At 62.1% G+C, this 14,877-nt stretch carries 12 protein-coding genes; 5 read left to right on the top strand and 7 right to left on the bottom strand.

Translation table 11 applies throughout. The features are described 5' to 3' along the window. The first annotated feature begins 134 nt into the window (after window positions 1-134). The 3 genes from betC to KHO31_RS29340 all read left to right on the top strand — a co-directional run bounded on the left by betC (window position 135) and on the right by KHO31_RS29340 (window position 4,178). Window positions 135-1,709 carry a choline-sulfatase gene (gene betC, locus KHO31_RS29350; protein ID WP_201080714.1) on the top strand — a complete coding sequence of 525 codons (1,575 nt, stop codon included), beginning with the start codon at window positions 135-137 and terminating at the stop codon, window positions 1,707-1,709. A gap of 40 nt (window positions 1,710-1,749) precedes the next feature. Beyond that, a complete protein-coding gene (locus tag KHO31_RS29345; RefSeq protein ID WP_407945970.1) occupies window positions 1,750-2,703 on the top strand; it encodes a choline ABC transporter substrate-binding protein in 954 nt (317 codons plus the stop codon). A gap of 326 nt (window positions 2,704-3,029) precedes the next feature. Continuing rightward, window positions 3,030-4,178, top strand: coding sequence for a porin (locus tag KHO31_RS29340; RefSeq protein ID WP_201080716.1), 1,149 nt, complete (start codon window positions 3,030-3,032; stop codon window positions 4,176-4,178). A 77-nt stretch (window positions 4,179-4,255) separates the two neighbouring features. Here the strand turns inward: KHO31_RS29340 and KHO31_RS29335 are convergent, their stop codons facing one another. The 4 genes from KHO31_RS29335 to KHO31_RS29320 are packed head-to-tail and all read right to left on the bottom strand — an operon-like array spanning window position 4,256 to window position 8,905. Beyond that, on the bottom strand, window positions 4,256-4,987 hold the full coding sequence (locus tag KHO31_RS29335; protein WP_201086312.1) for an ABC transporter ATP-binding protein: 732 nt from the start codon (window positions 4,985-4,987) through the stop codon (window positions 4,256-4,258). Beyond that, the gene (locus tag KHO31_RS29330) at window positions 4,975-6,783 is read right to left on the bottom strand and encodes a branched-chain amino acid ABC transporter ATP-binding protein/permease (protein WP_201086313.1); all 1,809 of its coding nucleotides are present in this window, start codon (window positions 6,781-6,783) and stop codon (window positions 4,975-4,977) included. Before KHO31_RS29330 ends, KHO31_RS29335 begins: the two co-directional genes overlap by 13 nt. Before the next feature lie 3 nt (window positions 6,784-6,786). Then, entirely contained in the window at window positions 6,787-7,686 is a 900-nt protein-coding gene (locus tag KHO31_RS29325) for a branched-chain amino acid ABC transporter permease (protein WP_201080722.1), read from the bottom strand. A gap of 25 nt (window positions 7,687-7,711) precedes the next feature. Then, window positions 7,712-8,905 (bottom strand): branched-chain amino acid ABC transporter substrate-binding protein, encoded by a 1,194-nt coding sequence (locus tag KHO31_RS29320; protein WP_201080724.1) that lies wholly within the window; start codon window positions 8,903-8,905, stop codon window positions 7,712-7,714. 351 nt (window positions 8,906-9,256) lie between these two features. Here KHO31_RS29320 and KHO31_RS29315 point away from each other — a divergent pair, with 351 nt between their 5' ends. Continuing rightward, complete coding sequence (locus KHO31_RS29315) at window positions 9,257-10,501, top strand: D-amino acid dehydrogenase (protein WP_201080727.1); 1,245 nt, start codon at window positions 9,257-9,259, stop codon at window positions 10,499-10,501. Beyond that, window positions 10,498-11,274, top strand: a complete 777-nt coding sequence (locus KHO31_RS29310; RefSeq protein WP_201080729.1) for a maleate cis-trans isomerase family protein — start codon at window positions 10,498-10,500, stop codon at window positions 11,272-11,274. Before KHO31_RS29315 ends, KHO31_RS29310 begins: the two co-directional genes overlap by 4 nt. A 76-nt stretch (window positions 11,275-11,350) precedes the next feature. On the opposite strand, the gene KHO31_RS29305 is transcribed toward KHO31_RS29310, so the two are convergent. The 3 genes from KHO31_RS29305 to KHO31_RS29295 all read right to left on the bottom strand — a co-directional run bounded on the left by KHO31_RS29305 (window position 11,351) and on the right by KHO31_RS29295 (window position 14,874). After that, window positions 11,351-12,199: an urea carboxylase-associated family protein gene (locus KHO31_RS29305; protein ID WP_201080731.1), complete on the bottom strand. Its 849-nt coding sequence runs from the start codon at window positions 12,197-12,199 to the stop codon at window positions 11,351-11,353. A gap of 69 nt (window positions 12,200-12,268) precedes the next feature. Beyond that, window positions 12,269-14,320, bottom strand: a complete 2,052-nt coding sequence (gene fusA / locus KHO31_RS29300) for an elongation factor G (RefSeq protein WP_201080733.1) — start codon at window positions 14,318-14,320, stop codon at window positions 12,269-12,271. A 179-nt stretch (window positions 14,321-14,499) separates the two neighbouring features. After that, window positions 14,500-14,874 carry a DUF2784 domain-containing protein gene (locus KHO31_RS29295; RefSeq protein WP_201080735.1) on the bottom strand — a complete coding sequence of 125 codons (375 nt, stop codon included), beginning with the start codon at window positions 14,872-14,874 and terminating at the stop codon, window positions 14,500-14,502. Between the last annotated feature and the right edge of the window lie 3 nt (window positions 14,875-14,877).

Raw genomic sequence — 14,877 nt, 5'->3', positions numbered from 1 at the left:
CACATAACGATTTGCCGTCTTCACAGCGGCGAATTGGACGGCAATAGTGGTGTTCACGCGGGGTTGGCACACCCGTATCCCGCTTGCAACGACACCCGCAGCAACACTTACGATTCTATTCGAGGCGCGCCCCAATGCTTGACACGAAAAAGAATATTCTCATTCTGATGGCGGACCAGATGACGCCGTTTGCGCTTGCCGCCTACGGACATCGTCTAACGAAGACGCCCAATCTCGATCGCCTCGCGAAGCAGGGCGTGGTATTCGAATCGGCGTATTGCGCCAGTCCGCTGTGCGCGCCGTCGCGTTTTTCATTTTTGTCGGGCAAGCTGCCGTCCGCCATTGGCGCCTATGACAATGCAGCAGAGTTTCCGTCGCAAACGCTGACGTTCGCGCATTATCTTCGTGCCGAAGGGTATCGCACGATCCTGTCCGGCAAAATGCATTTCTGCGGCGCCGATCAATTGCACGGATTTGAAGAGCGGCTCACCACAGACATCTATCCCGCGGATTTCGGCTGGACACCCAACTGGGACGATTTCGAAGCGCGTCCATCGTGGTATCACAACATGAGTTCGGTGATCGACGCTGGCCCCTGCGTGCGCACGAACCAGCTGGACTTCGACGATGAAGTCACGTTCACCACCCGCCAGAAGCTCTTCGATATCGCGCGTGAACGACATGCCGGCAAAGATGGACGGCCGTTCTGCATGGTCGCTTCGCTGACGCATCCGCACGACCCTTACGCGATCCCGCGAAAGTACTGGGACATGTATGCGGACGAAGACATCGAGATGCCCGCCCATCGCGACTCGTTCGACGAATCCGATCCGCATTCGCAGCGCTTGCGGCATGTGTGCGAAACCGACCGCACGCCGCCGACCGACCAGCAGATCCGCAACGCACGGCGCGCCTATTACGGTGCGATCTCCTACGTCGATGACCAGTTCGGCGCGATCCTCGAGGCGCTCGAACAATCAGGGCTTGCGAAAGATACCGTTATCGTCGTGACATCCGATCATGGAGAGATGCTCGGCGAGCGTGGTCTCTGGTACAAGATGACGTTCTTCGAAGGAGGCTGCCGGGTACCGTTGATCGTTCATGCGCCGCAGCAGTTCGACGCGCATCGCGTGCGCGAGTCGGTCTCGCATCTCGACCTGCTGCCCACGCTGGTGGAAATGGCGCGCGGCGAACAACCGGTGGTCTGGCCGGATTCGCTCGATGGTCAAAGTCTCTTGCCGCATCTGCTTGGCACACAAGCCACACAAGCCACACAAGACACTCACGTTGGCCGCAGCGGCCATGACGAAGCGATCGGCGAATACCTGGCGGAAGGCGCTATCGCGCCGATCGTGATGCTGCGGCGCGGGCGCTTCAAGTTCATTCACACACCGGCTGATCCTGACCAACTCTACGACGTGGCAGCGGACCCGCTGGAACGCGAGAACCTTGCGGCTCGGCCCGACTATGCGTCCCAGGTCGCGGCGCTGCGCGAGGAGATTGCACGGCGCTGGAACCTCGCGGCACTGCACAACGAAGTACTGAGAAGCCAGCGCCGCCGCCGTTTTCATTTCGAGGCGACGACGCAAGGCACGGTCGCGTCATGGGACTGGCAACCGCATGTCGATGCGAGCCAGCGCTATATGCGCAATCACATCGATCTCGACACGCTCGAAGCGATGGCGCGTTTTCCCGCTGTGAAGCGTTGATACCTCTGCTGACGAATCATCCCACCTACAGGAAGCCGACATGATGAAAAAGCTCTTTAAACAGGCTGTATCCGGCGCTGCGCTGCTGTGCGCGGCGGCCACGTTTGCCGCGGCGGCCGAGCCGCAGTCTTGTACGCAGGTCAACATGGCGGGGCCCGGCTGGACCGACATCGACGCCACCAATGCGATGACCGGCATACTGTTGAAGGCGCTCGGCTACCATCAGAACGTGGCGAACCTGTCGGTGCCGATCACCTATCAAGGCCTGAAGAAAGGGCAGATCGACGTGTTTCTCGGCAACTGGATGCCGGCGCAGGCGCCGGTGGTGAAACCGTTCGAGGATGAAAAATCGATCGAGGTCGTGCATCCGAATCTGAGCAACGCGAAGTTCACGCTCGCGGTGCCGGACTACGTGGCAGCTGCCGGCGTCCATACATTCGCGGACCTCGCGAAGAACGCCGACAAGTTCGACAGCAAGATCTATGGCATCGAACCGGGGGCACCGGCCAATCAGAACATCAAGAAGATGGTCGACGACAAGGCGTACGGGCTCGGCAGCTGGAAGGTCGTCGAATCGAGTGAGACCGGCATGCTCACCCAGGTCGACCGCGCGGTGCGGGAGAAGAAGTGGATCGTGTTTCTTGCATGGGAACCGCATCTGATGAACACGAAGTTCAAGCTGACCTATCTGGACGGCGGCGACAAGTACTTCGGGCCGAACTACGGCGGCGCGACGGTCAATACCGTTGCACGTAGCGGGTACGCCGAGCAATGCCCGAATGTGGGCCGCCTGTTCAGGCAACTCACGTTCAATGTCGATCTGGAGAACGGTGTGATCACCGAGGTGCTGGAGAAGAAAACCGGCGTCGACGCCGCAGCGGCCGAAGCACTCAAGCGCCACCCCGAATTGTTGAAATCGTGGCTCGACGGCGTGAACACCGCCAGTGGCTCGAACGGCTTGCAAGCGGTACAAACCGCACTCGGTGTGAAATAACAAAGGCATTCCTAACTACGAGGTCGCTACTCGACAGATTTATGTCGCATCCGGTCGAATCTTCATAAATCTGGACCCTTATTCTTGGTGCATCGATGCAGGCATGACAGATGATCGTATGCATTGCCGATAGCTTCAATCAGCCTGTTCGGCCTAGCCCGCTTTAGCCGGCTTGGTCAGTTTTATTGAGCTTCAATCCGTTTCAATCAGTCTCAGCCGGTTTCGAACTGCCCGTCATGCGAGAAGTGTCGCGCGTTGGAAGACAACACGCGGCAGGGATCGCTTTATCCAACGAAATACGCAGGCACAGAGCAGGGGATAATTAGATGAAGAAGACAAATGCCGTTAGTCTTTCGGGGCTGGCCCTCGCGGCAAGCGCTGTATGCGCACCGACGGCAGCGTATGCACAGAGCAGCGTCACCCTTTACGGGATTCTGGACGCCGGCATCACCTATGTGAACAATGCGGGCGGCGCACACCAGTTCAAATTCGACGACGGCGTTTCGTACGGCAACCGGATCGGCTTCAAAGGCGTGGAAGATCTCGGCGGCGGCCTGCAAGCGGTATTCGTGCTCGAGTCGGGTTTTCACCTCGGCAATGGGCAGTATGCATTCGGTGGTGCTGAATTCGGACGCCAGGCTTATGTCGGCCTGAAGAATGGGTGGGGGACGTTCTCATTCGGCAATCAGCTCGATATGACCGAAGAGTTTGTCTTCATGTACAACATCTCCGCATGGGCGAGCGGCTATGCGATTCACCAGGGTGACTTCGACCGGATGAACGGCGACCGCTTGCCGAACTCGGTGAAGTTCCTGTCGAACGATTTCGCCGGCTTCACCTTCGGCGGCATGTACTCGTTCGGCAACACCGCCGGCGACTTCCATCAGAAGAGCGCATGGAGCGTGGGCGCGCATTACGACCACGGCCCGTTCAACATGGGCGTGGCGTATACGCAGTTGAACAATCCATTCGGCATCTATGCTTTCGACCCGTACGCCATGATCGGCACGCGTACCTTCCTCGGCCAGCCGACCGTTTCCGTCGATCCGGCCACCGGCGCGGTGACCGATCTGTATAGCTCGTCGGCATTCCCGGTGGATAAGCAAGGCGCGTTTGCAGTCGGTGCCGCCTATACGATCGGCGACCTGATGCTCTCCGGCGATTTCACCTACACGACGATCAAGGGCTTCGGGCAGACCTCGCACATGCAGGTGTATGAAGCGGGCGCATCGTATAACTTCACGCCTGCGCTGTCGCTGTACGGCGGCTATCAGCACACGAGCTTCGAAGGCAATCACTGGAACCAGGGCTCGCTCGGACTGCACTATCTGTTGTCCAAGCGTACTGATGTGTACATTTCCGGCGACTATCTGCGTGCGTCGGATGGCGTGAATGCGGTGATCGGCTACAGCTTCACACCTTCGTTGTCGAATACCCAGTCCGATGTACGGATCGGGATGCGGCATTCGTTCTGAGGCAGCGGCTGCAGGTCAGACACGCCGTGTCAGCCAGGCGCTGTGGGTAACGGTGCAACAGCGCATCTGGGCCGGCGTCACTCGGTGGCGACGGCACTGCCGCCCAGATACGCTGCGCGAACCCGGGTGTCTTGTGCCAATTCGTGGGCCGGGCCGGCGAGAGCGATGCGGCCGCTCTCCAGCACGTAGGCTCGCTGCGCGATGCGCAGCGCCTGGCGCGCGTTCTGTTCGACAAGGAGGATCGACGTGCCTTCCTTGCAGATGTCGGCGATCATGCCGAAAATCGCCCGGACCAGCTTCGGCGCGAGGCCCATCGACGGTTCGTCGAGCACGATGATGCGTGGCCGCAGCATCAGTGCGCGTGCGATCGCCAGCATCTGCTGCTCGCCACCGCTTAGCGTTCCCGCCAACTGGCTACGCCGCTCGCCAAGCCGCGAGAAAGTCTGATAGACGTCGGCTATTCGCTGCTCCAGTACTGCGCTGTCGCGCCGGATCAGATAGCCGCCAAGACGCAGATTTTCCTCGACTGTCAACGCCCCGAACATGCGACGGCCTTCCGGCACATGACCGAGACCCAGTGCCACGATCTGGTGTGCGCGCAGTCCGGTGAGCGCGTGGCCGCCCATCACGATCTGTCCCGCGCGCGGGCGAATCAGGCCGGAAATGGCGCGCAGTGTCGTGGTTTTTCCCGCCCCATTGCTGCCGAGCAATGCCACGATCTCGCCCTCTCCGACGTCCAGCGAGATGCCATGCAGAACCTCTACGTTCCCATAGCCCACGCGCAGATCGCGTATTTCTAGGAGTCCCACAGCGATTTCTCCCCGGCGGCATCGTCGGCCGCTTCGTCAGCCTCGGCCGTGCCGAGATAGGCGTCGATCACACGCTGGTCCGTCTGAATCTCAGCGGGCGTTCCCTCGGCGATGATGACGCCGTGGTCCATGACGATGATCCGGTCTGACACGCTCATCACCAGCATCATGTCGTGTTCGATCAGAAGCACGGTCACGCCGTAATCCCGGATACGCCGGATCAACGCCATCAGCGCGTGCTTCTCGGTCGGGTTCATCCCCGCTGCCGGCTCGTCCAGCAACAGCAGGTGCGGGTTGCTGGCGAGGGCGCGGGCGATCTCCAGCCGGCGTTGATCGCCATAGGGCAGGTCGGCCGCGCGTTCGCCCGCGCGCGCCCCGAGCCCGACGAACGTGAGCCAGCGCAGGCCTTCCGCTGCGTGATCCGCTTCCTCGGCGCGAGCGGAGGGCAACGCAAACAGTTCGGCGACGAGCGGCGTATGGAGGCGATGATCCATGCCGATCAGCACGTTCTCGAAGGCCGTCATGTTGGCGAACAGGCGGATGCCCTGGAAGGTGCGCGCCATTCCGGCGTGAACGATGCGATGCGGCGCGCCGCCGGCCAGCGAGGTTCCACGCCACAGCACCTGACCACCTGTCGGGCGGATCACGCCGGTGAGGCAGTTGAACACCGTCGTCTTACCCGCACCGTTAGGGCCGATAAGGCTCAGGATTTCCCCGTTGCGTACGGTGAAGCTGATCCCGCCGACCGCTTGCACGCCGCCGAAGCGGCGCTGCATGTTGCGCACCTCGAGCAGGACTGCATCGGTGATCTTGTCCCGCGGCGGGAGGGCTTCAGGATCGCCCTTACCCTGGCGCGGTGGCGCCACCCGGCGCAGCGGCGCCGGCCACAGCCCTTGCGGTCTGAGCAGCATCAGGATCACGAGCCCGATCGCGAAAGCGAAGATGCGCCAAAGGTTCAGAAAACGCAGCATCTCGGGTAGGCCGGCGACGATGACTGCGCCGAGTATCACGCCCGGAATACTGCCCCGGCCGCCCAGCACGACGACGATCAGGATCGTCACGGACTGCAGATAAGTGAAGCCGGTCGGGTCGATGGTCCCGAAGCGCGCGGCGAACAGGCTGCCGGCGAGACCGCCGATCAATGCGCCCAGGATGTACGCCAGCATTTTGACGCGCAGTGTCGGCACGCCGACGGCCTCGGCAGCCGCCTCATCCTCGCGGATACTGGTCCAGGCGCGCCCGAGCCGCGACTGGCCAAGCCGGATCGCGAACACCAGCACCACCACGAGAAACGCGATGCCCAGTTCGTAGACCGCACCCGGCGAGCTGATTTCATAACCGAACAGGCTTGGGCTGGCGATACCGTAGATCCCGTTGGGGCCGCCCGTGATGTTGAGATTCGTGGCAACGATGCGCGTGATCTCGCCGAAGCCGAGCGTGACGATGGCCAGATAGTCGCTGCGCAGGCGCAGGGTAGGGTAGCCGATGACGATACCCGAAGCGCCGGCGAACGCGAGGCTGAACGGCAGCGTTTCCCAGAACGAGAAGTGCAACAGCGTTTCCAGCAGCGCCGTCGTGTAGGCGCCGATCGCGAAGAAGGCCGCATAGCCCAGATCCAGCAAGCCGGCATACCCCACCACGATGTTCAGCCCGAGGCCGAGGATCGAATAGGTGGCGATGGTCAGGCCGACATCGACGATATAGTTGCTGGCGACAGCGGGCAGCGCCACGGCAGCGGCAAGAAGCGCGACGCCGGCAGAACGGGACCGACGCAATGACCCCAGCGTGGCGCTCATAGGCTACATTCTCTCGACGACGCGTTCACCGAACAAGCCGGTCGGTTTGATCACGAGCACGGCGATCAGGACGCCGAACACGAGCACATCGGTCCACCGCGATGAGACATAGCCCGCGCTAAAGGACTCCAGCAGGCCAATCAGGATGCCGCCCGCCATGGCGCCCGGAATGTTGCCGATGCCACCCAGCACGGCCGCGGTGAAGGCGCGCAGGCCCAGCACGAAGCCCATGAAGAAATTGATCTGCGTGTAGAAAAGGCCTTCCATGACGCCGGCCACGGCGGCCAGCGCTGAGCCCAGGAAGAAGGTGAGCTGGATCAGCCGCTCGACATCGATACCCATCAGACGCGCCGCGTCCTGATCGATCGCCAATGCGCGCATCGCGGTGCCGACGAAGGTGCGGTGAACGAAGAAATACAGCGCGAGCATCAGCGCAAAGCTGGCGGCGATGATGCTGACCTGTGCGAACGTGATCTGCACGCCCTGGAATTCGAGTCCTGCCTGGCTGAGGACATGGGGATAGGTGTTGAAACCGGCGCCGTAAAGCAGCAGCACGCCGTTCTCCAGCGCCAGCGAGACGCCGAGTGCCGTGATCAGGATGGACAGCCGCGGCGCGCGCAACAGCGGCTGGTAGGCAACGCGCTCGATGGCGAGGCCGAGTGCGCCCGTGACCGCCATCGAGGCCACCAAGGCAATCAGCAGCGCCAACGCGAGCGGCAGGTGCGCTGCAGCAAGCACGGTCAACCCGGTCCAGCCGACAAACGCACCCACCATGAACAAGTCGCCGTGAGCGAAGTTGATCAGCCGGATAATCCCGTAGACCATCGTGTAACCGAGGGCGACGAGGGCATAGAACGAGCCGATCGTCAGCCCTTCGATGACGAACTGGAAGAAGTTGCTCATGGCGGGGCGCGAGGCGCGACAGGGCCTATTTCATCGCCATCCAGTGTCCCGCGGCATCCTGCTTCTGGTAGGGCGCGAAATTGTCGCCGCGAACGATGATCGTGATGTACACCGCCACACTGCGATCACCCTTAGGGTTGAAACCGATCGTCCCGGTTGCGCCCTGGTAGTTCGAGATCTTGTGGAGAGCGGCCGTGATCGCGGCAGGCGTCGCCGATTTTGCGTCCGCGATCGCCTTCGCCGTGACGCCGACAGCATCGTATTCGTAGACCGAATACGGTCCTGGCCCCTGCCCGTAGGCCTTCGTATAGTCGTCGACGAAACTGTGCGCGCCGCTCAGGAACTGCGCCAGCGGCGCCGTGGTGATGATCATGTCATTCGCCGCCGGGCCGGCTGTCTTCATCAGGGTCGGGTCGTTGGTGCCGTCGCCGCCCATCAAGGTCATTTTTAGGCCGAGTTGCCGCGCCTCCTTCACCAGCAGGCCGGCTTCGGAGAAATAGCCGGTGTAGTAGATCACGTCCGGCTTCAGTGAGGCGACATGGGTCAGCGTTGGCGAGTAGTCCATCTGACCGGGTGTGATCGCGTCGTCGTAGACGACATCGACACCGTCCTTTTTCAGGGCTGCCACGGTGTTGTCGGCGAGGCCCTTGGCGTAGGTCGTGTTGTCGTTGATCACTGCCGCACGCTTCGCGTGTAGCGAGTTTTTCATGAAACTGGCTGCAAACGGCCCCTGCTCGTCGTCACGGCCAATCGTGCGGAACACGCCGTCGTAGCCCATCTCGGTCAGCTTGGGATTGGTCGATGCGTCCAGCACATAGGGAATTCCGGCGCGATGAAAGGTCGTCAGCTCCGGCAGCGCTGCACTGGAGCAGTACCCGCCAGCCACGGCAACGACGCCCGCGTCGACCAGCTTCTGCGCGGCCTGCACGGCCGTCTGCGCGTCGCAGGCGTCGTCCTCCGGCACCAGTTCGATCTGCTTGCCGAGCACGCCACCCGCCGCATTGACCTTCGCGGCGGCAAGCTTGGCGCCATTGAGGATGTCCGTGCCGGCATTGGCGGAACTGCCCGACAGCGGCACGGGCACGCCGATCTTGATGGTCTGGCTTTGGGCCGAACCGGGAGCCATGCCGGCGAGCACGGCCAGAGCGGCCGATGCCGCGATTGTCGTCCGCCGCAAGACGCGACCTGCGCCCGGCTTGCCATTCTTCTGAGCATTCATGTTGGAGACTCCTTATTGTGAAAGGGATCGGAGCGATCCGCCAGACGGCTATCCCGGTGGCATCAGAAAACGGATGGAAACGTACATCGCATGCAAGTTGTAATCTGTCAGATCAACAGCCTGACTACCGGTCTCATCGCAGCGCTACCATGAAAGCGTCTGATTCATGATAGAACTCGCTGCACACTTAAGCGGTATAGGGTATCCGCGTATAGGACACCATACAAAAAGGTAGCGGCGACGTTATATTGACTAACGGTAAGTAGCTTTGCCTGGGACTGGAGTAAGTGCTCTGCATGGGACCGGAGTAATGCGCTAGAGCGCCAGCTCCGGTCGACAAGGGAGTCATCCATGAAAACCGTTGTGCTGGGGGGCGGAATTGCGGGCGTCACGGCCGCCTATTACCTCGCGCGAGAGGGCCGCGAGGTGACCGTGATCGACCGCCAGCCCGGCGTTGCGCTCGAAACCAGCTTTGCTAACGCCGGTCTCGTCGCGCCGGGACATTCGTACACGTGGGCGTCTCCGCGTGCGCCGAAAATTCTGCTGAAATCGCTCTTCGTCGAAGGGCAGGCGCTGCGCCTCAAGCTGAACGCAGACCCTCACATGTGGGCCTGGTGTTTCCAGTTTCTGCGCAATTGCACAGCGGAACGTTCACGTGAGAACACAACGCGTAAGGTACGGCTTTGCCGCTACGCGCAGAGTCAATTGCAGCAACTGACCGCCGCCGAACACCTGCAATACGATCGCCTCAGCCGCGGGCTGTTGTACCTGTATCGCGACGAAGCTTCTTTCGCGCGAGGCACGCAGAACATGTCGATCCTCGCGGACAACGGGCTGCCGCTCAAAACGCTCGATGCGGCGCAGGTGGCCGCGCGCGAGCCGGCGCTCGCGCATGCGTGTGACAAGATCGCAGGCGCGATTTATTGTCCAACCGATGAAAGCGGCGACGCGCATTTGTTCACCCGCGCGCTGAAAGCGGTGTGTGAGCGCCTCGGCGTGCGTTTCGAATTCGACACGTCCATTAGCGCGATCGAGGCGTCCGGCGATCGGATCGTTGGCGTGCGCACGCCGGTGGGACTCGTACCAGGCGACGAATTCGTTCTTGCACTCGGTTCCTGGTCGCCTATCCTGGCGCGCCGCCTGGGCTACCGGTTGCCGGTGTACCCGGTGAAAGGCTATTCCGCCACGTTTCCTGTTGGGCCCGAGCATCGTCCGCCGGATCTGGGGGGCGTCGACGAAAACAATCTCGTGGCGTGGGCGCGTTTTGGCCAACGGCTACGCTTTACCGCGACCGCCGAGTTCGCCGGCTACGACACCCGCCACACGCCCGCTGACTTCAGGCAGATGCTGCAGGCCGCCCGCGAATTGTTCCCTGACGGCGCCGACTATAGCCGCGCGTCCTACTGGGCCGGTCTGCGGCCGATGACGCCCGAGGGGACGCCGCTGATCGGCCGCACCCGACACCGCAACCTGTACCTGAACACGGGCCACGGACACATGGGATGGACGATGTCGTGTGGCACGGCAAAACTGCTGGCCGACATCATGGCCGGTCGCCAGCCCGAACTCGACATGACAGGGATGACATTGAAATGAGCACGATTCCACGGCAGGACGATGCCTACGTCAGGCTCGAATTCGCGCTGGACGACGGCATCTGCCGGCGCGCCGCCATCGGACTGGTGGTACTCGCCACCGATCATACGATCGAACACGAGTGGCGCAAGCTGCTGACTCAGGATGGTGTGGCGTTCTATGAAAGCCGCGTGCTCAACTCGCCGGACATTACGCCCGAACGCCTCGCGGAAATGGAGGCGCGCATCGCGTCGGCGGTCGCGTTGATTCGGCCGGCAGAGCGGATCGATGTCGTGGCGTTTGGCTGCACCTCGGCCTCGATGGTGATCGGCGAAGAAAACGTGTTCGCGCGCATCCGCGAAGCGCGTCCGGGCGTGGCGTGCACCACGCCGATTACCGCTGCGCTTGCTGCGCTACGCGCACTGGGTGCCCAGCGCGTTGCTCTGTTGACGCCCTATGTGCGCACGATTAACGACTACATGCGTGACTACATCGAGGCGCGTGGCGTCGGCGTGACGCGCATGGCGTCGTTCGAGCATGCAAACGATAACGAAGTGGCACGGATCGACACGGCGTCGCTGCGATCTGCTGTCGAGCGCCTTGCATTGCACCCGGACGTGGACGCCGTTTTCGTGTCATGCACGAGCTTGCGGATTGCCGAACTCGTGCCGGAACTCGAATCGAGGATCGGCAAGCCGGTGATATCGAGCAACTTTGCGATGGCCTGGCACGCGTTGCGACTCGCGGGTGTGGAAGACCGCGAGCCTCAGCGCGGGAGGTTGTTTGCGCTGTGACCGGCGCATTGCGTTCTGATGCCGGAATTACCATCGCAGCGCACCCGAACACGCCAGCGCGAACCGCGCCCGACGCTCATATTTTCCATTCCGGCTGCTGCAGCGTCATCCCGTGCTGCCCCTTGTACGCGGCGACCTCCGGCGGCGTCCAGCCGTCCAGCATCTGCGGTGCGAGCCGGTAGACCTCGATGCCAAGCGGGCGGCACACCTCCAGCGGATCGCGCGCATCTGGTCCCCACATCGGCAGCGAGAGATCACCGCCCGGACAGGTCGACAGCGCGCAAAGCAGATCGATTTCCGCGAAAAATTCAAGGTGGTCCCCCTTCTTGGCGGGGCATGCCTTCATGAAGTATTTGTCGTCGAGATTCAGGCCGGTGCACTGGAACACGTTGAGCACGTCGTGCACATCGTATTCGGTCAGGCCAAACGGGGCGATCGCTCGCGTGAGATTGGAGTGGCAGTGGAAATGAAAATCCTCGCCGGTCAGCATGCGGTTGACGTACGGGTCGCAGCGGGTGCCGAGCAGATCGTGAACGCGGCCACCGTGTTCGTCCACCCCGTAGTCTGCGAGGCTGTCGTCGGTGATCGTCACCATGGGCCGCAGGAAGGGCAGCGTGGACCATAAGCGGTCGAAGGTGCTCACGTGCGCCTGCTGCAACTGCCGCGTGCGCGAGGCCCACATGCGCTCGCGCGGGTTATGCAGGTTCCACATGTTCAGGTCGGCCACCTGCGGACCTTCGATCGTGACGATACGGAACACATGGCCGGCTGGCACAGTCCAGGCTTGACCTGACCTGATTGGCACGACGATCGATTCGACCAGCGTGCGGGTGTCGTGCCCGGAGGCGATGCGTTGATAAAACGCCTTGTCGACGTCGAGTGCGGAACCCTTGGTGGATTGGTAGGCGGCGGGGTAATTCAGCATGGCGGCGGTTCCTTCATAGGGCTGGCGGACAGGTTGCGCAGAAACACGTGGCAGGGCACGCGCGGCCGGTCATTGCGCCGTGCCGTCGCCCTGTTTTTTGTGCTGCGACGCCATCCGCTCCTGCTGGGCGGCGGGGGCTGGATCGTAGTGGCTGAGCTGGATGGTGTAGTTGCCGTGCCCGCCGGCGATGGCGTTCAGACGCGATTGATAGTCGTTGAGTTCGGACAATGGCACCTGTCCAGCGACGACCACGGCGTTGCCGGCGGCCGTGCGTGTGCCATGGACCTGCCCGCGCTTGGCGGACAGGTCGCCGATGATGTCACCCATCGCGGCTTCCGGCGTCATCACCTCGATGTCCACGATAGGCTCGAGCAGGATAGGCTGAGCTTTCAGCACCGCATCGATGAATGCCTTGCGCCCGGCGGAAACGAATGCCACCTCCTTGGAGTCGACTGAATGGCTCTTGCCGTCGAAGACGGTGACTCGCACGTCCTGCATCGGGAAGCCGGCAAGCGGCCCGCTGTCGATGACCTGCAGGATGCCTTTTTCCACGGCGGGCATGAACTGCCCGGGGATGGCGCCACCCTTGACGGCGTCGACGAACTCGAAACCCGTGCCTCGCGGCAGTGGCTCCACGCGCAGCATCACTTCGCCGAATTGCCCGGCGCCGCCGGTTTGCTTCTTGTGGCGATGGTGCCCCTCGGCTTTGGCGCCGATGGTTTCCCGATAGGCAATCTTCGGAGGCCGCGTCACGACCTCGAGCTTGTATTGCTCGGATAGTCGCTCCAGCATGAGGCGCAAGTGCAACTCGCCCAGACCGCGCACTACCGTCTCGTTGGTGCCGACCGGGTGTTCGATGCGCAAACACGGGTCTTCCGCGCTCAGCTTTTGCAGAATCTCCCAGAGGCGCTGCTCGTTGCCGGGGCGCGCAGGTTCGATCGCCAATCCGTAGATTGACGTGGGGAAGTCGAGCGGCGTCAGGTGGATGTTGCCGTCCTCGGGGGCGTCATGCAGTACGGAATCGAAGCCGATTTCATCGATCTTCGCTGTGGCGCAGATATCGCCAGGGCCGGCTTGCGGGACATCCACGTGTTCCTTGCCCTGCAACATCATCAGATGCGTGACTCTGAACGGCTGGCGGCCGTCGCCGATATAGAGCTGGCTATCGCGCCTGATCGTGCCCTGATGGATGCGAAACACAGCCATCTTGCCGATGTAAGGGTCCACGACGATCTTGAAGGCGTGGGCCAATACGTGCTTGTCGGCGACCGGTTCGGCGCGCACGACTTCCTGGCGGCCGCCGGCATCGCGATAGAAGAGCGGCGGGTTGCCTTCCATGGGATTGGGCAGGAGCCGGACGAACACGTCGAGTAATTCCGCGATGCCGGCGCCATTGGCCGCCGACGTGAAGCAGATCGGTACCAGATGCGCTTCGCGCAGCGCCCGCTCGAAGGGCTCGTGCAACTGCTCCGGGGTGATGGCCTCGCCTTGCTCCAGATAGAGCTCCATCAAGGCGGGATCGATCTCGACCACCTGATCGACCAGCGCATTGTGCGCCGCCGCAACGGACAGGAAATCGGCGTCGCCGGCGGGATTAAAAAAGCAATCGACCACCTGGCGGCCGCCTTGCGCCGGCAGGTTGATGGGCAGGCATTCCTTGCCGAAGGCCTCCTGGATTTGTGTCAAAAGCGCAGGGAGGTCGACCTTTTCACCGTCGATACCATTCACGATGAGCATTCTGCAGAGCTTGCGTTTCTCCGCCCACGCCATCATGCGCCGGGTGGTCATTTCGATGCCGGTCTGGGCATTGATGACGATGGCGGCAGTCTCGACAGCGGGCAGGGCGCTGATCGACAGCCCGGAAAAGTCCGGATAGCCGGGCGTATCCAGCAGATAAATGCGTGTATCCCGGTAGTGCAGGTGGGCGACGGCGGAGTTCAGAGAGTGGTGATATTTGCGCTCGAGGGGGTCGAAATCGCAGACCGTGGTGCCGCGCTCCACGCTGCCGGGCGCGTGTAACGCGCCGCCCTGGTGGAGCAGGGCTTCGACAAGCGAGGTCTTGCCGCATCCGGCATGCCCGATCAGAGCGATGGTGCGGATGGCGTCGGGACTGTAACGCATGGTCGCCCTCGTCCGATAGTGGATGTGGGGCCATTATTGGCGAAAACGGACCCGTGTGCCATACGACGTCGTCATCCAGTTCTCACGTCCGCGTTCGCCAATATCGAACGCGGCGCAGAACAGCCTGTTTTCCTGACACGACTGAGGCGCCGCAGATCGTACGCCAAATCGCCTTTGCGCTACCTCTGTTGCCGGGGAGGAACCCTGAGCCAGGTCAGTAGCACCGCCAGAGCGAATGCCACGTATGAGAGCGTAAACACCCAGGCCGGAACATCGTAATAGAGCAGGCGGCTTACCCAGCGCTGGATGAAGCCTTGCGTCCCAACAGAGCCGTTGCGCAGCCAGTCTTCGAGCGTAGTCAAGGGGCAGGCCACCCCCAGCAGTGATAAGCTCGACACGATGCCGATCGCGAACAAATGAGCGAGCCGGAATAGCCGATAGCGTACCCATTCCCAACCGAGGCTCGAGCCAATCCAGATCGCAGCGAGTCCGCCCACGATAAAAAACGCGATCAGCGCGTGCATGACGAGCACCGCATCGGCGAGCCAGATCATGAG

Source organism: Paraburkholderia domus (assembly GCF_905220705.1).
GTDB lineage: Bacteria > Pseudomonadota > Gammaproteobacteria > Burkholderiales > Burkholderiaceae > Paraburkholderia > Paraburkholderia domus.
The sequence above is the reverse complement of the archived record's forward strand: the minus strand, read 5'-3'. Positions and strand labels throughout refer to the sequence as shown.

Bases quoted from the DNA above. Each gene is read 5' to 3' on its own strand.
- KHO31_RS29345 (WP_407945970.1), top strand. From the start codon at position 1,750: ATGATGAAAAAGCTCTTTAAACAGGCTGTATCCGGCGCTGCGCTGCTG.
- KHO31_RS29320 (WP_201080724.1), bottom strand. From the start codon at position 8,905: ATGAATGCTCAGAAGAATGGCAAGCCGGGCGCAGGTCGCGTCTTGCGG.
- KHO31_RS29330 (WP_201086313.1), bottom strand. From the start codon at position 6,783: ATGAGCGCCACGCTGGGGTCATTGCGTCGGTCCCGTTCTGCCGGCGTC.
- KHO31_RS29310 (WP_201080729.1), top strand. From the start codon at position 10,498: ATGAGCACGATTCCACGGCAGGACGATGCCTACGTCAGGCTCGAATTC.
- KHO31_RS29295 (WP_201080735.1), bottom strand. From the start codon at position 14,874: ATGATCTGGCTCGCCGATGCGGTGCTCGTCATGCACGCGCTGATCGCG.
- KHO31_RS29305 (WP_201080731.1), bottom strand. From the start codon at position 12,199: ATGCTGAATTACCCCGCCGCCTACCAATCCACCAAGGGTTCCGCACTC.
- KHO31_RS29325 (WP_201080722.1), bottom strand. From the start codon at position 7,686: ATGAGCAACTTCTTCCAGTTCGTCATCGAAGGGCTGACGATCGGCTCG.
- betC (WP_201080714.1), top strand. From the start codon at position 135: ATGCTTGACACGAAAAAGAATATTCTCATTCTGATGGCGGACCAGATG.
- KHO31_RS29340 (WP_201080716.1), top strand. From the start codon at position 3,030: ATGAAGAAGACAAATGCCGTTAGTCTTTCGGGGCTGGCCCTCGCGGCA.
- KHO31_RS29315 (WP_201080727.1), top strand. From the start codon at position 9,257: ATGAAAACCGTTGTGCTGGGGGGCGGAATTGCGGGCGTCACGGCCGCC.
- fusA (WP_201080733.1), bottom strand. From the start codon at position 14,320: ATGCGTTACAGTCCCGACGCCATCCGCACCATCGCTCTGATCGGGCAT.